General features: G+C 68.0%; 17 protein-coding genes and 2 pseudogenes. 4 read left to right on the top strand and 15 right to left on the bottom strand.

Features of this window, described 5'->3' with window-relative positions; translation table 11 throughout:
* Positions 1-8 precede the first annotated feature (8 nt).
* Genes FHX46_RS16120 through FHX46_RS16110 form a run of 3 tightly spaced genes read right to left on the bottom strand, consistent with a single transcriptional unit; the run spans position 9 to position 2279 of the window.
* Positions 9-605 carry a TetR/AcrR family transcriptional regulator gene (locus FHX46_RS16120; RefSeq protein WP_167115338.1) on the bottom strand — a complete coding sequence of 199 codons (597 nt, stop codon included), beginning with the start codon at positions 603-605 and terminating at the stop codon, positions 9-11.
* A 52-nt stretch (positions 606-657) separates the two neighbouring features.
* Positions 658-2112 carry a purine-cytosine permease family protein gene (locus FHX46_RS16115; protein WP_167115335.1) on the bottom strand — a complete coding sequence of 485 codons (1455 nt, stop codon included), beginning with the start codon at positions 2110-2112 and terminating at the stop codon, positions 658-660.
* On the bottom strand, positions 2109-2279 hold the full coding sequence (locus FHX46_RS16110; RefSeq protein WP_167115332.1) for a hypothetical protein: 171 nt from the start codon (positions 2277-2279) through the stop codon (positions 2109-2111). Before FHX46_RS16110 ends, FHX46_RS16115 begins: the two co-directional genes overlap by 4 nt.
* 163 nt (positions 2280-2442) lie before the next feature.
* Here FHX46_RS16110 and FHX46_RS16105 point away from each other — a divergent pair, with 163 nt between their 5' ends.
* On the top strand, positions 2443-3852 hold the full coding sequence (locus tag FHX46_RS16105) for a flavin monoamine oxidase family protein (RefSeq protein WP_208400163.1): 1410 nt from the start codon (positions 2443-2445) through the stop codon (positions 3850-3852).
* 724 nt (positions 3853-4576) lie between these two features.
* Here the strand turns inward: FHX46_RS16105 and FHX46_RS16100 are convergent.
* Positions 4577-5041 (bottom strand): RHS repeat-associated core domain-containing protein, encoded by a 465-nt coding sequence (locus FHX46_RS16100; protein ID WP_243871285.1) that lies wholly within the window; start codon positions 5039-5041, stop codon positions 4577-4579.
* A gap of 341 nt (positions 5042-5382) precedes the next feature.
* Complete coding sequence (locus FHX46_RS16095; protein WP_243871284.1) at positions 5383-5586, bottom strand: hypothetical protein; 204 nt, start codon at positions 5584-5586, stop codon at positions 5383-5385.
* A 251-nt stretch (positions 5587-5837) separates the two neighbouring features.
* On the opposite strand from FHX46_RS16095, the gene FHX46_RS16090 reads away from it, so the two are divergent.
* Both FHX46_RS16090 and FHX46_RS16085 read left to right on the top strand, forming a co-directional pair.
* On the top strand, positions 5838-6581 hold the full coding sequence (locus tag FHX46_RS16090; RefSeq protein ID WP_243871283.1) for a hypothetical protein: 744 nt from the start codon (positions 5838-5840) through the stop codon (positions 6579-6581).
* Positions 6582-7125: 544 nt separating this feature from the next.
* Positions 7126-7620, top strand: a complete 495-nt coding sequence (locus tag FHX46_RS16085; RefSeq protein WP_208400162.1) for a TetR/AcrR family transcriptional regulator — start codon at positions 7126-7128, stop codon at positions 7618-7620.
* 401 nt (positions 7621-8021) lie between these two features.
* On the opposite strand, the gene FHX46_RS28850 is transcribed toward FHX46_RS16085, so the two are convergent.
* The 5 genes and pseudogenes from FHX46_RS28850 to FHX46_RS16065 all read right to left on the bottom strand — a co-directional run bounded on the left by FHX46_RS28850 (position 8022) and on the right by FHX46_RS16065 (position 10732).
* A complete protein-coding gene (locus tag FHX46_RS28850; RefSeq protein ID WP_279589470.1) occupies positions 8022-8144 on the bottom strand; it encodes a hypothetical protein in 123 nt (40 codons plus the stop codon).
* Between the two features lie 272 nt (positions 8145-8416).
* A complete protein-coding gene (locus tag FHX46_RS16080) occupies positions 8417-8695 on the bottom strand; it encodes a hypothetical protein (RefSeq protein WP_167115323.1) in 279 nt (92 codons plus the stop codon).
* Between the two features lie 462 nt (positions 8696-9157).
* A complete protein-coding gene (locus FHX46_RS16075; protein ID WP_313886285.1) occupies positions 9158-9664 on the bottom strand; it encodes a tautomerase family protein in 507 nt (168 codons plus the stop codon).
* 96 nt (positions 9665-9760) lie between these two features.
* A pseudogene (locus FHX46_RS16070) lies at positions 9761-10040 on the bottom strand (C40 family peptidase); the annotation flags it as partial.
* A gap of 32 nt (positions 10041-10072) precedes the next feature.
* Positions 10073-10732, bottom strand: a complete 660-nt coding sequence (locus tag FHX46_RS16065; protein ID WP_313886156.1) for a TetR/AcrR family transcriptional regulator — start codon at positions 10730-10732, stop codon at positions 10073-10075.
* A gap of 115 nt (positions 10733-10847) precedes the next feature.
* On the opposite strand from FHX46_RS16065, the gene FHX46_RS16060 reads away from it, so the two are divergent.
* Positions 10848-12341, top strand: coding sequence for a hypothetical protein (locus FHX46_RS16060; protein WP_167115317.1), 1494 nt, complete (start codon positions 10848-10850; stop codon positions 12339-12341).
* A 559-nt stretch (positions 12342-12900) separates the two neighbouring features.
* Here the strand turns inward: FHX46_RS16060 and FHX46_RS28515 are convergent.
* From FHX46_RS28515 to FHX46_RS16040, 5 genes and pseudogenes are all read right to left on the bottom strand, one after another.
* Entirely contained in the window at positions 12901-13281 is a 381-nt protein-coding gene (locus tag FHX46_RS28515; RefSeq protein WP_243871282.1) for a hypothetical protein, read from the bottom strand.
* Between the two features lie 147 nt (positions 13282-13428).
* Positions 13429-13647: pseudogene (locus FHX46_RS29140) on the bottom strand (HEAT repeat domain-containing protein); the annotation flags it as partial.
* A gap of 454 nt (positions 13648-14101) precedes the next feature.
* Entirely contained in the window at positions 14102-14710 is a 609-nt protein-coding gene (locus tag FHX46_RS16050) for a response regulator transcription factor (protein WP_167115311.1), read from the bottom strand.
* On the bottom strand, positions 14707-15771 hold the full coding sequence (locus FHX46_RS16045; RefSeq protein ID WP_313886155.1) for a sensor histidine kinase: 1065 nt from the start codon (positions 15769-15771) through the stop codon (positions 14707-14709). Before FHX46_RS16045 ends, FHX46_RS16050 begins: the two co-directional genes overlap by 4 nt.
* A 13-nt stretch (positions 15772-15784) precedes the next feature.
* A complete protein-coding gene (locus tag FHX46_RS16040) occupies positions 15785-16195 on the bottom strand; it encodes a hypothetical protein (RefSeq protein WP_167115308.1) in 411 nt (136 codons plus the stop codon).
* Positions 16196-16643: the final 448 nt, after the last annotated feature.

Genomic DNA, 16643 nt, shown 5'->3' with positions numbered 1-16643 from the left:
GGCTCGGGTTACCGGGGCAGGATGACGCGATCGATGAAGGACTGGCAGGTGGTGCGCATCCGCGCCAGGGTCATGTTCCGCGACCCGGCCAGCACCTGGAGCGCCAGCCCGTCGAGCACCGCGACCAGCAGGTTCGCGAGCTCGACCGCGTCGGCGTCACCGATCTGGCCCGCCGCCTGCCCGTCCCGGACGATGCCGGCGATGAGCCGTCGCCACTCGCCGTAGGCGCGCTCGTTGAGGTCCTGCAGGTCCGGGTCGTGGATGGCCTCGACCCACAGCTCGGCCCAGACGTGCCAGGACTCGACGGTCTCGTCGTCGGCGGGCAGGTAGGCGTCGACCAGGGCGCGCAGCTTGCTGACGGCGTCGGTGTCGGACTCCAGGATGGCGGTGCGGCGGGCGAACGACCGGGCCACGTTCTGCTCGAACGCCGCGCGCACCAGGTCCTGCTTGTTGGTGAAGTAGTAGTGCAGGATGCCCGAGGACAACCCCGCCGCCTTCGCCACGTCGGCGAGCCGCAGCGCGCGGAACCCCTGCTCGGCGATGACGTGGCACGCGGCTTGCAGGATCTGCTCACGCCGTTCCGCTTCGACGTTGGGCCGCGGCATGCGTACTCCTTCTTCCCCCGGTGGCAGCGCGACCCAGTGTAGTGGAGTTGATTCACGCATCAGTCAGTTGTTCCACGGGAAGGTACCCGCCCTTGGCGCGGCGCCGCACGATCAGCACGGTCAGGGCGTAGTGCAGGACCCCGGAGACCACGACCGAGGGCAACGACGCCGTCAGGTACCGGAACGGTCCGGCCGGCTCGTAGGTCACCGGGTTGAGCAGCAGCGCGTAGGTGACCGCGCCCGCCCCCACGGCGATGAACGCGACGGGGTTGAACCCGCGCCAGAAGCCGTAGCACGACTCCTGGTTGGGCAGGTACAGGTCCCGTACGCGCAACCGCCCGCGCCGCAGCACGAAGTAGTCGACGACCTGGACCGAACACAGTGGAGCGACCAGGATCGCTCCCCAGGAGACGAACCGCGAGTAGTTGTCGTAGACCGCGGCGGGGAAGAACACGAGGACCGCGGCCGGCGCGAGGATCCCGGCGGCCATCAGGGCCCACGGCACGCGGCGCAGCAGCCCCCCGCCGCCGCCCTTGAGCGCGACCAGCGAAGAGTAACCCTGCGACACGACGCTGGTGATGTTCGCGAAACCGACGAACGCGAGGGCGAGCACGCCGAGCGCGGCGCCACCGAGCGGCACCATCCACATGGTCGGGTCCTCGGAGGCCAGCGCCAGTGCGGCGAAGGCGCCGACGACGGCAGCGAGGACCGAGGTGAAGAACAACCCCACCATGTTGGGCCAGAACGCCGCGCGGGAGGAGCGCGTGAGGCGCGCGAGGTTGCCGACGTTGGGCCACCACGCGAACCCGCCCGCGATGTTGAGTTCGACCGCGAGCACGAAGTCCAGTTGCGTGTCGCCCGAGGACGCCAGCGGTGGGATCGCGGCCAGCTCCGACCACGAGGTCTGCGTGAAGATCAGCACGAGCATGCCGGCCGTGACGATCACCAGCCCGGGGGCGACGATCCGGTTGACCCACTCCACCGACACCGGGCCACGGGCGAGCACGAGCCACGACAGCAGCACGGCCACGAGCGCGATCAGGCTGATCACGATGCCCGAGTTGTCGATGTCGGTCGAGAAGACCTGCTCGGCGACGTTGCCCAGCGCGTGGCCGCACATGATCGCGAGCACCGCCGACCAGGCCGCCGCGAGCAGTGTCGACATCGTGATCATCAGCAGTCGTGCGCCGCCGGAGCCGAACACGCTGCGCAGCGCCGTGAACTGCTCGACACCGTACTTCGCGCAGGGCAGGCACGGCGCGAGCGCGACGAGCAGCACGCTGATCCCGTAGCCGACGACGATACTGGCGATTCCGGCCTTGGCGCCGACGTAGAGGGCGACCGCTCCGCCCTGCAGGAACGCCCACGTGGCGATCGACAGGCCTACGTTCACCGAGGAATAGCCCCAGAAGCCCCAGAGTCGTTCGCGCCGCAACAGGGGCAGTTCGTTGAGGGTGGCGTCGGTGCCGGCTGACTCCGTGCCGCCGGTCCTGGCGGGTGTGCTCATGCCGGGTACCCCCACCAGATCAGCAGCACGCTCACAACGGCGAGCACGACGGCCGCCAGGACGACGTCGCGCCACGGGAGGTCGGGCAGGAAGGTCTCGTCGCTGTCAGGACTTTCGAGCAGGGCGAGCCGGTGTTCCAGCTCAGCCTCGAAGGAGGACTCGGGCACCGCGGGGACTCCTCATAATTGATTGGCGGATTAGTTATAGGAGTCTGTGATCTGGTGCACACGTCTGTCAAGAGTCATTGTGCGGCAAAGATCGGTCGGGGACCGCGTCGAGACGACGCGAAGATAGTTGACTGGCGGATCAGGAATCTTCACGATGGGAGACATGACCGTCACCGCTCTGCCCTCCCAGGTCCCCGTCGTCGTCGTGGGTGCCGGGTACGCGGGCTTGTCCGCCGCACTGACCCTGCACGACGCCGGGGTACCCGCTCTCGTCCTGGAAGCCGCCGACCGCGTCGGCGGCCGGATCCTCTCGCAGTCCACGTCCTCCGGCGTGGTCGTGGACCACGGCGGCCAGTGGGTCGGGCCGACCCAACGGCACCTGCTCGGCTGGGCGGAACGGTTCGGCTGTGCCACCTTCCCGACGTGGGACACCGGCGCACACCTCGAGCTGTGGCATGACGGTGCGCTGCGCCGCTACACCGGGGAGGGACCGGACGGTGCGCCCGGCCTCGCTGAGTACGTTGCCGCGACGGCGAGGCTGGACGAACTGGCCCGCCGGGTGGACACCAGCGACCCCGGTAGCTGTCCCGACGCCGCGGCGTGGGACGCCGAGACCGTGGAGTCGTACCTGTCGCGAGAGGTCGCGTGCCCGGACGCCCGGCGCAGGCTGGCGCTGGCGGTGCAGGGCGTGTGGGCCGTGGAGCCACGCGAGATCTCCCTGTTGCACCTGCTGTTCTACACGGCCAGCGCGGGCGGGTTCGACCAGCTGATGCAGACCCGGAACGCCGCGCAGGACGCGCGGTTCGTCGCGGGGGCGCAGGCGCCCGCGCTGGCCGCGGCCCGGCGGCTGGGAGACGCGGTCGTCCTGGGAACACCGGTCGAGTCGGTCGACCAGGGCGGTGACGGGGTGCTGGTGCACACCGCGCGCGGAACCGTTCGCGCAGGACGGGTGGTCGTGGCGACACCACCACCCGCGACCGCCGGGATCCGGTTCCGGCCCGGGCTGCCCGCGGCCAGGGCGCGCTGGGTGCAGCGCAGTGTCATGGGCGATGTGGCGAAAGTGCACGTCGTGTACGCGGAGCCGTTCTGGCGGAACGAGGGCCTGTCCGGAATCGCGTCGCTGTACGGGGAGGACGCGGTGGGAGTGGTGTTCGACAACTCGCCGCCGGACCCCGGGCCCGGAGTGCTGGTGGGATTCGTCTACGGCGACCGCCTGCGCGTGTGGTCCACCTTGGACGGACCGGCCCGGCGGGCGGCGGTGCTGGCCACGCTGACGCGGTTGTTCGGGCCGCGCGCCGGTGAACCGGTGGAGTACCTGGAGAAGATCTGGCCGGAGGATCCCTGGGCCCAGGGCGGGTACGCGGCCAACCCCACGCCCGGTGCGTGGGTGGCTCACGGCAGCTCCGGCTGGCGGCGCCCGTGCGGCCGGATCCACTGGGCCGGGACCGAAACCGCCGACGGCTGGAACGGCTACATCGACGGCGCGATCTCCTCGGGTGTGCGGGCAGCCGGGGAAATCCTCGCGGCGGAGCGCATTGCCGTCACCGGCGAGGGCGGCTCGCACCGCTCCTGACCGGAACCGGGCGGTCGGCCGGCCCGCCCCCAGCTCCACTGGCTCATTGTCGATCGGCCTCTGGTCGGGGAAGTCGCTGCGCAGGCTTACCTGACCAGATGCCAAGGTCGTCGTGATCCTTCCGCCGGATCAGGACTGGCAGCCGCACGCGCTCGCCGGCCCGGAGTTCGGCGACGGCGGTGGGATTGCCGCAGCCCAGGGAGGCCGCGATGGTCGGCGATGGTCTCGGCGGGCAACTGGTCGCGGTCGGCGGTCGAGTACAACGCAGCGCCGAACGAGTCGTCGACGTCGGGTGCGGCGGGGCCGCAACAGCCGGTGCCTCCGCTGGTGACGGCGTTCGCGGGGGCGTAGCGAGCGCGGACAGGTGGCGCAGGTTGGTGTCGGTCATGGGCGCCCTCTCATCGATGGTTTGGGATGACAGGGCACTGTATCGATCGCGGGCCTCTACGACGTGTTTGTCACGATCTACACTCACAAGGGGACCGAGCAACTTCTACGAACCTACAGCGCGGTGCTCGCCGAGCGCGACGTAAAGGCCTCCGTGTGCTCCCACGTCGACTGACCAGAAGTGGTTTTGCCGTAGCAACAGAAGGATCGTCGGCATTCACGCGGGGGCGCGGTGGACAGCGCGTCGGTGGGCAGCCAGTACAGGCCTCCGACCTCCATGCGATCCAGCACTTTGATGCTTGTCTCGGGTCGATTTGCTTTTACAGTCTCGTGCGGGTTACGGCCTTCTTGGTCGAGGGGCAACTTCTTCTCGGTGAACGCCATCTTCAGAATTGCCGACGGCTTCCGGGATACGCGAGGTACCTTGGCCGCCAACCGGGTATTCACCCTTGCGGGCCCTAACCCACCTGGTGACCTTCACGGCTGCGGCGACGTACTTTGTTGCGCCCATGGTCAAAGCGCCAGCTGCGTACCTCGCTGCTGCGCCCCAGTTGCCTTGGATGGCGTTGCCGGCGGCTGCGACGCCGCTGGCGATGGCGCCGATGGGGCCGGGGACCCAGGAGACGACTTCGGCGATCTTGGTGACGGCTTTGACCATGGAGCTGAACCAGCCGTGTCCGTCGAAGTCGAGGGTGTTGATGGGGTCGCCGGCGACGTAATCGTAGTCGTTGGCGGAGCCGCCCTCATCCGGGTCGACAGACAGGAACCTGCCCAGCAGCGGGCGGTAGGGCCGTGCGCCCATCTGGACCAGCGACAGCGCACCGGTGTGCTCATAGGGTCCGGGCGCGGGTCGGGCAGGTCGTCGAGGCCGGGGACGTGTAGTCGTAGGTGTAGTGGTGGCCAGTGACGTAAGCCTCGGCCAGGCGCCCGGCACCGTCATAGAGATAGTTCGGGCACCAGGCGGGCATCGACCCCGGCGAGGGATTCGTCGATGATGGTGCCGGCTGCGGTGCGGCCGACCTAGTGCACATCAAAACCTGACGGCGGCATGTAGGCCGCGTCTGCGTGTCTTCTGGCGCTGGTGCTCTTGACCGGCGCTGTGATCAAGCCGGTAATCCCGGCTACTCCTTTCCCGCGCGGTGGTCATGCCGCTGTCGGCATCGTGACGACCTGTCGCACGCGACCAGAGGGCGTCGTGCTGCGCAGCTCGATGACGGCCCCGACGCAGAGCAGCACCACCGCGATGACGGCGAGGCCCGCCGCCACGGCGGGGTGCCGGCTCCACAGATCCCGTTCGACGGCGAGGAGCAGCGCAGCGGCGAGCGCGAGCGCGCCTGCCACGTCCACGCGGGAGGTGCGGCCTTCGGGGCTTCGGGCATGGAGCGCGACGCGGCCAGCAGCGCGGCGACGATGACGACCAGGCCGAGGCCGGAGCCATGCGGGTCAGCAGCAGGCGTGCGGCGTCCAGGTCGGCTGCGGACGGTGTCGTCATGTGGGATCACCGCCCGGTACCTCGGTGTGGCGATGGGCGACAAGGTCGTTGAGCGCTGCGGGTCGGTCACGAGGACGACGCGGTTGCCGGGGTCTAGGCCGCAGCGGTGCCGAACAGTGGCGGGCAGGCGGAGGTGGCTCCGCTTGGTCACGGTGAACATGCCGTGGTCTTCGCGGCGGATGAGGAGGAGTCCGTGCGCTTCGCGGATGTCCAGGCGGGTGCCCGGCGTCCAGGAGAGTGCGGAGGGCGGGGAGTGGCAGCGGACGTGCGGGCGGTGCAGCACCCGGCGGTCGCCGGGGCGAACCTCGCCATGTTCGCCGGCGGCATCGGCCCGTGCCTCCTGCTCACGCTCATCACCCGGTACGCGCAGACGCCGCACGGCGCCGGCTACGGCTTCGGGCTGACGGCGTTCGTCGCCGGGCTGGTCCTCATCGCGTTCTCGGTGCTGGGGTTCGTCGCCGGCAAGCTCGCGCTACGGGTCCGGACGCGGATCGCCGACCCCTGCTCCTGGCCGGCAGCGCCGTCGTGGCCGGCGGCGGCTTCGCCCTGTTCGCGGCGGCCCGGTCGGACCTGGCCGAACTGTCCGCGGCGATGGGCGTGCTCGGCTTCGGTGTCGGCGACTTCTCGGCCGCGATGCCCGGCGTCATCCTGGCCGTCAGCGTCAAGAGCGAGACGCCCTGGGCAGCGCCATCGGCGGCCTCATCCGCGCCGCGGCACCGGCACCGGCCACCTCTTCCCCGACGACAGCGCCTACACCACCGCGGCGCTGATCGGCATCGGCGCCATGGCGATCACGACGCTGACAGGCCTCGCTCTCGCCTGCCGACGCTCGGCCAAAACCAACCCGTGAAAACCAGATGCACGCAACACAACGCTGGAGGTTCCATGCCCAAGGGCTGCTGGGTCAGCGCGCCTGCCGCTACGCCAGCCAACCCGGCACGACCAGGTGCTATCGCGCGGAATCGGCGAGCCACGATGGGCGCGTGCCCGGCCGAGGTCGCTGCGCGCGCATCGCAGCGAGATCGGAACGCGCCTCACCGAACCAGGGGGCGGTGAGGAGCGTCCGGACATTCGCGCTCGAGCCGCGCCTGGGATGCTGTGGATGTCACCCCCACCGGAACCGGGACGTTCACACGGGGTTGACGACCGGGCTCCCGGCCGAGTTTGGCCAACCTCGGCCGGGAGCCTCCCACCTGCACGCAATCCCACCCAATGCACCGGTGGCGGGACGTGCAGGCCGGATCTCATCGTCCGGACCGCCGTTCACGCCGTCGACCTGGACACACCTCACCACAGCGCGGCACGACCGACCCCGTCGTTGAGACAAGGAGCCTGGAATGTCTCAGCCGAATGTTCGGGTTCGCCGCACTCGGGCGCTGCTGCGCGAGGCGCTGGTGGACCTGATCGAGGACCGCGGTTTCGACCGCGTCACCGTCGGCGAGCTGTGCTCCCGGGCCATGGTCAGCCGGGCCGCGTTCTACCGCAACTACCGTGACAAGTACGAACTGGTCGAGCAGATCTTCGACGAGGCGATGGCTGAGATGACCGCCGACGACGAGGACGACACTCGCTCACCCGGCCAACGCTTCGCCGAATTCTTCGGCCACATCGACACGTATCACCGGCTCTACGGCGCACTGCTGGGGCGCAAGGGCAGCCCGTGGTTCGCCGACCGGATGCGGTCGGCGCTCGCCGCCATGTCGAGCGAGCATCTCCCCGGTCGGGATGTCGACACGCTGGCGCCCAGTGTCATTTCGGCGATGTTCGTCCAGTCCATCCTGTGGTGGCTCGAACACGGCCGGCCCTGCCCAGCCGAGGAGATCGCCGAGCAGTCCGCGCAGCTCATCCGGGCCGTCATCGAGGCAGCTGCCAGCACATCCGACAACTGATCAACCGTGCGTCCCGCATCGCCGACACCATTCGAAGCCCCCACAGCCCGCCAGAAACACGAAGACGACCACGTCCCGACGACAGTAACGCGCCGTCTCAACCAGGTGGCACATGTGCCAATGGGATGCCAAGAGCAATGAGAATTTGCCACGCAGATCGGGACCCTACAGAGCCGGATGGGGATCACCCGGGGGATCAACATGGCGTCCATATCGGGGCGCCGATGAGAGCGCCACCGCACCGTGGCACGGAACCACCTGGTCAGGGCGTCGCCAGAGGGACCCGGTGCGACTGTCATGCATGATCTTGGCGTCGGCGCGCTCGCGCACGGCGAGGCCTGCGTCGAGTGGGTCGAGCGGCGCTGTGCGCGTACGAGGCCGGCCTCTGGGGCCGGAGACGTTCACGCCGCACGTCGAGTGCGGGTGGCCGGATCCTGCTCGCGCAGCGCGGTGAAGTCGACGTCCAGTTCCGGGTCGTAAGCCCCGGGCTGGATGCCGAGCTCGTGCGTGCCCGGCACGCGCATTGTGCTACTCCCCTCGCCATCACCACAGAGCCCCGCGCCGGAAGCTCACATCCACCGGTCCGGACGGCACCCTCGATCGCGCTCCCGACGCAGACCGGACCCCGAACTCACCAACGCCCCGCACACCGTCGAACACCTCGGCCGCACCGGTCCGCATCGTCCAAGTGCCACCCCACGGCAAGCGACACCCCCGCCTCGACACCCTTCTGAGCAGACCTCATCCGAGGCTCCGGGAACAGTGCAACAGAAAACCATATCCCGTCGACGTAGTACTAACGACGACCATCGAGGAGCGAATTTGCGATTTCTCTAACCCGACCACGGTCATCCTCTGCCGCGCTTTCGATGACTTGCCAAGCCGCATCAGTATCAATACGAGCAAGCAGGGCGAGCGCCTTGAAGGCCAGGTCGTGGAACTCATCCCATTCAGGATGCCACTTGAGCACCCGTTCAAGGACAGGAACGGACTCGGCAGATTGGATCCGCCCCAAGGTCAGCAGAACATCACCTGGCTGCACGTGAGCATTTCTCAAGTCCAGAGCGAAACTCAAGTGAGTTACATAGCGAGGCGAAGGAAATCGGAACGCCATGGCATTGTATGCCTCGAAACTATACCAGTCCCCGGTGTTCAGGGAGACTTCGAGCCCCCTATTTAGGCAGTCTACTAGATCTGGCCGTCCCGCGATGAGCTCCGCGCACTCTGGTGCCGATCTGTCGCTCGTGACAATCGCGTGGATCTCCTCGCACCGAGACTCCGAGGTCACGGTATTCCCCCGACGGTGTAGTAGACAATCTGACTGTTGAAGAGCATCGACGATCCGTCCCCTGGCCTCGTAATCCGTTCGTGAGATACTCGCCCTCAGTCCACAGCGGAGAAGCTCGCGTGAAGGCGGGCCGTCCCGACCACCGTTATCCCGGTAGATCCCCCCGGGCCGCAGGCATTGCTGGAGCGCGGCGGAGTCGATCCCAGGGAAGTTCCGGGAACCGATGCGTTGCCGCAGGGCAAGTCGGGATCACGCCTCCGGTGGTGACCAGCCGTACTTGCGGATCAGGTCCTCGTCGAGCAGCTGCATCTTCCCGCCGCCCAAGGACCAGTCCTCCCGCCCGGACTCCTGCAGCATGATCAGCACATCGTCCGGTCGCACGCCGACTTCGGACAGGTTGGCCACGATCGCCTGGTAGAGCGCGAGTTTCATGTCCCGGGTCCGCCCGCGTGTGAGCGTGATCTCCACCACCACCGGATCGCGCCGATCACCGTCGAGGTAGTGGCGATCTACGTGGAAGGCGGTGGCCGGTTGCGCGTCGACGACCTGGAACCGATCGTCCGGGGGAACGCCGATGGCGCTGACCAACGCGCTGCGCACGCCCTCGGCAACGGCTGCGCGCATCGGTTCGGGACGGTCCGTACTCAACGTGATCCGGACGAACGGCATGGGAACCCCCTCGGTGGCTACTTCGCCGATTGTCGTGACGAGCAATATCGTCCCCCAGCCGGTCACCCGGTCCAGCGCCGGGCCCACATCACCGCAGGTCAGGCCCCAAACGGTTGTCTGTTGGTGAAAACTACCCTGCCCCCTGTTCAGTTGTTCGCCGATCGACCTGGCTTCCTGTTTGATGTTGTCATTCGGGTGGCGGTAGTTGTCGATCTGGACGGGCTGCCGAAGGTGGGGGCGTTGATCATTTTGCCGTTGCCGAGGTCGAGCGCGACGTGGGAGATGTTGGCTGGGGTGCCGTAGAAGATGAGGTCGCCGGGTAGTAGCGGGGATCCGTCGGGAACGCGGGTTCCTGTGTGAAATTGGGCGTGGGCGGTGCGGGGGAGGGTGATTCCCGCGGCGTCGTAGGCGGCTTTGTCAGGCCGCTGCAGTCGAACCCCTGGTCGCCGTTGTCGGGTCCGTTGACTGGCGAAGGGGACTTGTTCCAGGGGTGCTCTATTCCTCCGCGTCTGTGCTTTCTCGTCGAGTTTTCGGTTTGTCCGTGTCGCTGTGGGTCTGCACGAGGGGGAGGTAGATCGTGTCGACGATCTCGGTGATGGTGTGGTCGGCGATGGTGTCGGCGCCGCGGATGAGGTACTCGTGGCGGAGCAGGTCGATAGCGACGGTGGCGATGCGGGGCGAGAGTGCTTCGGGTCGGGCTTGCCCGCGGGCGACCGCCCGGCCCAGTACGGTCAGCCATCGAGTGAGGCTGGTATCGAGCATTTGATCGCGGGCCTCACGGATGAGGTCGGGTTCGTTTCCCATCTCGGCGGCGAGGATGTGCAGGATGTCTCCTTGCGGGGAACTGATCCGTCGAGCTGCTCCGCGCAGCAGCGCGAGTACGTCGGCGCGAAGGTCGCCGGTGTCGGGTGGATCCTCGGCCGTCGTGGCGTGGCGATGCGCGGCGACAGCCAGTGCGGCGCGGCTGGGCCAGCGGCGATAGATCGCGGTTTTGTTGGTGCGGGCGCGGGCGGCGACTCGGTCAATGGTCAGGCCGGTGTAGCCGACCTCGGTCAGCTCGTCCAGCGCGGCTTGCAGGATCGCCTGCTCCAGTACTGCGCCGCGCCGCCGTGGCCTCCCGCGGGGGTCGCGGTCGGATCTCGTCGACACTGTCACTCCCATCACAGTAGGGGACTGATAGTCCTCTATCGTTGTCGTGTCCTGTTACTCTAGCTTGTCAATATAAGGGACGCTTCGTCCTCTAACGGGTGTTCAGGGAGAGATGGTAGCGATGACGTACACCGCACAGGCAGAGGATCTGCTGCCCGGCATCCGAGTCGGCGTGGTGCGTGCCACGACCTACGGGTTGTTCGGTCCGCCGGAGCAGTTCATGCCGCAGGCGCACGCGTTGGGGGCGGGCATCGTGCGGGTGAACATCTACTGGTCGCAGGTGGAGCCCGAGCCCGGGGTTTTCGAGTGGGGCGCCGTGGACGCGCTGCTGGATCAACTCGACGACGGTGACGAGGCGTGGGTGACGGTCTGTGCTAGCTCACCGTGGGCGACGCGCCGCGCGACTCGATGGCTACCGGCATCACCGGCGGTCGATATCGACCGGTACCACCGATTCGTCACCGAACTGGTGGGCCGCCGGCCCGGATCGATCCGGTTCTGGCAGTCCGAGATCGAGCCATGCCTGCCGCTGTTCTGGGCGGGCACGGCTGAGGAGTATCTGGCTCACTTGCGTGTGTTCCATGCCGCGGTCAAGGCCGCCGACCCCGCCGCCCTGGTGGTTCTCGGTGCGGCGGTGCCAGGAGCGATGCTCGGTGACGGCCCGGCTGGAGCGCAGACGTGGACGAGCTTCTTCGGCCAGGTGTTGCGCGACGGGTCCGAATATTTCGACATCTTCGACATCCACCCCTACGGTGACGCCTACCAGGTCCCGGCTCTGGTGCAGACATGCCACGCTCAGCTGGCCGCGCACGGGTGCCGGCAACCCGTCGTCGCCAGCGAACACAGCGGCCCCCTGCCGACAGACTTCCCCGACAACCATCCCTACCTGGCCGAGGTCCTCGCAGCGCACCAGAAGCAGTTCCTCGGTGAGGTGCCCATGCCCGACACGATCGAGGACATGCAGGCCTCCGAAGCCCCCGCGGTGATAGCCCTCTACGAATGCATGGACGAGCTGCCGCCGACCCTGCAGATGTTCATGGACGGATGTCCGACCGAACTCGACAACAAGCGTCATCGGATCGCCTGCCGAGATCTGGTCGTCCGAACCGTACTGGCCTTGTCGGCGGGCGTGCGGCGCAACCTCTACTACGCGATGGGACCCGAGTGGAAACTGGACCGTGTCCTCCGCATCCCCCCGATACTGATGTTCGACAAACTCAAACTGATGGACTACAGCGACGACACCATCAGCCACCGATACCCGGCCGCCGACACGTTCGAACTGCTGACACGTCACCTCGACAAGGTCGAACGAGTCGACCGGATCACAGTGCCCAACCACCCGGACCTGTACTTGTTCGAGATCCAGCGAACCAACCGCACACCACTGCTGATCGCCTGGCAACGACACGATGGTGCGGACCAGGAAGACCTGCCCTCGATCGAACTCACCTGGGAATGGCCATACCCCAGCGCGCACGCGGTGGACGCCCTCTGCGTCAGCGTGCCCACGGAAACCCACGACGGAAAACTTCGAATCCCCGTTTCGTCGACCCCTGTCTTCATCGACACCACCCCAGCTGAACGGCCCGCAATTCCGCCGAGCGCGCGGTGAAGGCAAAACTCGACCTCATCGTCATGGACGATGAGGTCAGGTCCCAGTCGGGGCACCAGGGAAGCGGTTCGTGCGCTCTAAAGGGAACATGCGAGCAGTCGCACGTCGTATCCGCGTTTCCCGAGACCTCTTGCGCACGCGACACAATTGGATGATCCGCTGAAACGGATTAGCCGCCACCACCTTCGCGACATCGTCCTCGTCGTCGCGACCTGCTGGCTCGTGCCCTTCGGGGTAGCGTTCCCCTTCGTGTTTCACGGTCCGATCTTCGCTGTGATCTTTGCGACCATCGGGTGCGCAGTTCTGCTTGGCCTCGGGCTGGTGGTCAAGATGTGGGATCGACTACGTGGTAGGAAATAGGCCAACGTGGGAGCAGCGGCGGCCGTTGTCTGGCTCAGGTGCAGACGGCGGCCGCCACGCTCGTCGATCAGGAACTTTTCTCCGCGCTGGACAGCACCGTGTGCCGCAACGTGCCAGTAGGAGCTCGACTCCAGTCCACTGGGCACTGCGCATCGAGATACCCCGGGCTGCTCTCTCGCTGTTTGTCGGTGACGCGTGGTCAGGGCTCGCTAGTTAGCAAGCGGAGATGTCCTCTCGACACCTTCTCGCTGTACATCGAGAACGAGCCGTTCATCTTCGTCGACACCGGCAAGACAGCAGAACGACAGCGCTTCGACGCGTCGGCGGCGCGGGCCACAGCGATCGCATCATCGATGTCACGCATGTCGAGGCCGATCTGGACAGTCCGGTGATCGCGAGCTCGACGGAAGCGTTCGCCGCTGAGCCGGGGGTTTTCCGGCGACGCGGTGCCTTCGTCGGCACCGAGACGGGCGGCTTCCTGCCGCACCAGCCAGTTGTTGCTCCGCAGTGCCCGGGCGACGACCGTCTTCCGCAGCTCGGTGGGCAGAGCGAGATGGCCGGTGCGCGTCTCCCTGAGCATCGTGAGAAGCGCACGGTCGTGGTCAAGTGTCCGAGGGCCGTGGCCGAATTCGGCGAGGTGGAGGATCTGCAGTCGCTGCCAGCTGGGCCGAACGTGCCGGGGACAGCGGCTCCAACTCGGGTCGGTGCTCATGGTGTCCAGCGCGGAGCGTACGAGGTCGGCCTTGGGGTGCTCGGGTCCGAGCCGGTCAAGACCGCGCAAAGCCCGTTCGCGGACGTGCCAATTGTCATCTCGCAACAACGTGGTGAGGTGGCGTTCGGCGATCGGCCCCGCGGCGCGGGTGACAGCGGGCGCGACGGCGGCACGGACTTTGTAGTCGGCGTCCTGGACCAGCCACCTCCATAACCGCGAGGCCGGCCTTATCAATGGGCGTGTGGCTGTCGCCGAGGGCCTCGGCGAGCGCTGCGCGGACTCGCCAGTTCGGGTGCCCAAGAAACGCGTCCAGGACGTTGCTGACCGCGTCGGAGAAGAACAGATAAAAGTCGGCTTGGTGATGTAGGCGTCCGCCGACTGCCGTGAACGATCAACGAGTGGGGACGGGCCCAGGGTGAGTTGTTACGCGACTTCTTGTCCGCCAAACCGCTGCCGGGCCGAGCTCAGTGCTGCATCAGCACGAAAATCCCGGGTGGTGAGGTGGTGATGGACGGCCTGGCCGAGGCGGTGACTGGTGACCAGGCTGGCGTTGCGCAGGGCGGTGGTGTGTTCGAAGCGGAGGAGGCGCTGATTCCGACAGTGCCGGCAAGTTCGCACGACCCGGCTGGACGTTCGTGCCGGACGGCCGCGGGATCGCCCGAGGGTCGTTGCGCCGCACCGGATCGCGCTAGAGCCATCCGCGTTCGTCGGCCACCCGCAACGCCTCCATCCGGTTGCGGGTACCGGTTTTCGTGGTCGCTCCGGACAGGTAGTTCCGCACCGTGCCCTCGGCCAGGTACAACCGCGCCGCGATCTCGGCCACGCTGGCGCTGGAGCGGACGGCGATGAGCACGTCGCGTTCGCGCGCGGTCAACGGTGACTCGCCCGCCGCCAGCGTGGCCGCGGCCAGTGCCGGGTCGACCACGCGCTCGCCCGCCATCACCCGCCGGATGGCGTCGGCCAGCGCGTCGGCCGGGGCGTCCTTCACGACGAACCCGACGGCGCCCGCCTCCATGGCGCGGCGCAGGTAGCCGGTGCGGCCGAAGGTGGTCAGGATGACCACGCGACAGTCGGGCACCTGCGCGGTGAGCACGGCGGCGGCCGCCAGGCCGTCCAGCCCCGGCATGTCGATGTCCAGCAGCGCGACGTCCGGGCGGTGTTCCAGCGCCGCGGCCGTGACCTCGTCGCCGCGGCCGACCGAGGCCACCACCTCGAAGTCCGGTTCGAGGTCGAGCAACACGCCGAGCGCCTGCCGGATCAGCTCCTGGTCGTCGGCCAGCAGCAGCCTGATCGTCATGCCGCCTCCACCCGCAACGACCACCCGCCGGTTTGCGTCGGACCGGCGGTGAGCACGCCACCGGCCGCGGTCACCCTGGCCCGCAGACCGTCCAGACCGGACCCCTCACCGGGAGGGCCGCCCACCCCGTCGTCGCGCACCTCCACCGAGGACGCGGTGAGCTCCACCGTGCAGCGACCGGCCCGCGCGTGCCGCACCACGTTCGTCACCCCTTCCCGGACGACCCAGCCGAACAGCTCCTGCCGCCGCGGTGGCACCACGTCGCAGGCGGTCGGCAGGTCGGCCGCGACGCCCGCCGCCCGCAGCAGTTCCCGGCCTTTGGCCAGCTCGCCGGCGAGCGTGACGTCCTGGTACCCGGACACCGCGGCCCGCACGTCGGACAACGCCTGCCGGGCCAGCTGCTCCACCGACTCCATCTCGGCTCGTGCCGCGTCCGGGTCCAGTCTTCTGGCCAGCGCGCTCTTCACGGTGATCGCGGTGAGCGAGTGGCCGAGCAGGTCGTGCAGGTCGCGGGCGATCCGGTTGCGCTCGGCCTCCGACGCCAGGCGCGCCACCTCGGCCCTCGCCTCGCGCAGCTGCTGGTTGGCCGTGGCGGTGCGGCTGAAGGCGAGCACCAGCAGTGCGGTGAACACCACCGCCACCGCGAAGTACCAGCTCCCGCCGGTGTTCCAGCCGGGCACCACCATCGGCACCACCACGCACGTCGCGGCACCCAGGGCCACGACGGCCACCGCCGTCCGGACCCCGACACGTGCCGCCGCCGACGGCACGATCACCGCGGCGAGGATCAGCACGCCCTCGTGGGCCAGCGGCGCGAGCAGCACGGCCAGCACCGTCATCACCGCCACCAGCCACCAGTAGACCCGCCACGCCGACCGCATCGAGGCGATCATGAGCGCCAGGTAACAGCCGGAGATGGCCACCAGCAGCAGGTAGCCGACCACGAGACCTGCGCCGTGCGCGTACTGGTTGACGCCCGCGGCCGCCAGGAACGGGTAGCAGAGCATGCCGAGGGAGAGCAGCAGCCGGCGCCGCTCGTCCACGCCGCGCAGTTCGTCCACAGCGAGAACCGTATTAGGCCGCGAAGGTGGCGCGCACGCTGCGGGAGAGGGTCAGCAGGACGACGATGACCAGCAGCGCCCCGCACACCCCGTTCGCGATCTTGAACCAGACCGGGAAGGAACCGGGGATGCACTCGATCACCACGATCGCCACCACCTGGGCCAGCGCGATGATCTTCACCCGCCGGTAGTTGCCGCGCGAGCCGTTCGCCATGGAGACCCCGAGCGCGAAGGTCACCAGCGACGCGGCCGCGAGGATCGAGCCGCGGATCCACACCGCGCCGGTGACGAGGTCAGGGTTGCCGCTGAACACCACGATCGCCAACAGGGTCAGCACGGCCACGGCCGCGTAGCCGCCGAGCAGCGTCCTGGCAATGTGCAGCTTCTCGCGGGCGCCGGGGTCGGTCACAGTTCGGTTCGTCATGCCGACAATGCTGGTCTCGTGACGTTTTCGCTGGTAGCGATGATCCGCACGACCTGGCCGTGACATGTGTCAGAAACCGGACAAGCTAGTCTCACCTCAGTCCGGCCCGCGTCCGCCAGTACTGCTCGGCGGGCCACGGCCAGGTCCCGCCGGCCGGTGAACCAAGTACTTGGCGTGCAGGGTTGGGAACCTGTGGCGTGAAGCGACACGCCGGGAGGTTCCGATGCTGTGGTCGGCGTGTCGTCTTCCTTGATGAGAGTCTGATGCGTGTCCATGCCGGGCTTGCCGCCTGGGTGCCTGGTGAGGCAGGGCAGCGCTGGCCGTCCGCGGCCAGCGAGGATCGCAACACCCTCTTCAGACAGGCCCGGACGAACGAGGACCACAGGCAGCGCTGGCCGTCGGCGGTCGGCGAGGATCGCAACGACACCAGGACGCACGACCGGATCGA

Origin of the sequence: Amycolatopsis viridis (assembly GCF_011758765.1) — a bacterium.
GTDB classification, from domain to species: Bacteria; Actinomycetota; Actinomycetes; order Mycobacteriales; family Pseudonocardiaceae; genus Amycolatopsis_E; species Amycolatopsis_E viridis.
Note: the sequence above shows the minus strand (reverse complement) of the source record. Positions and strands in the feature narration are given on the sequence as shown.

Excerpts from the sequence above, each read along its gene's own strand:
- FHX46_RS28850 (WP_279589470.1), bottom strand. The coding sequence starts at position 8,144 with ATGCGCGTGCCGGGCACGCACGAGCTCGGCATCCAGCCCGGGGCTTAC.
- FHX46_RS16100 (WP_243871285.1), bottom strand. The coding sequence starts at position 5,041 with ATGGGCGCACGGCCCTACCGCCCGCTGCTGGGCAGGTTCCTGTCTGTC.
- FHX46_RS16060 (WP_167115317.1), top strand. The coding sequence starts at position 10,848 with ATGACGTACACCGCACAGGCAGAGGATCTGCTGCCCGGCATCCGAGTC.
- FHX46_RS28515 (WP_243871282.1), bottom strand. The coding sequence starts at position 13,281 with ATGCTCAGGGAGACGCGCACCGGCCATCTCGCTCTGCCCACCGAGCTG.
- FHX46_RS16050 (WP_167115311.1), bottom strand. The coding sequence starts at position 14,710 with ATGACGATCAGGCTGCTGCTGGCCGACGACCAGGAGCTGATCCGGCAG.
- FHX46_RS16120 (WP_167115338.1), bottom strand. The coding sequence starts at position 605 with ATGCCGCGGCCCAACGTCGAAGCGGAACGGCGTGAGCAGATCCTGCAA.
- FHX46_RS16040 (WP_167115308.1), bottom strand. The coding sequence starts at position 16,195 with ATGACGAACCGAACTGTGACCGACCCCGGCGCCCGCGAGAAGCTGCAC.
- FHX46_RS16115 (WP_167115335.1), bottom strand. The coding sequence starts at position 2,112 with ATGAGCACACCCGCCAGGACCGGCGGCACGGAGTCAGCCGGCACCGAC.
- FHX46_RS16105 (WP_208400163.1), top strand. The coding sequence starts at position 2,443 with ATGACCGTCACCGCTCTGCCCTCCCAGGTCCCCGTCGTCGTCGTGGGT.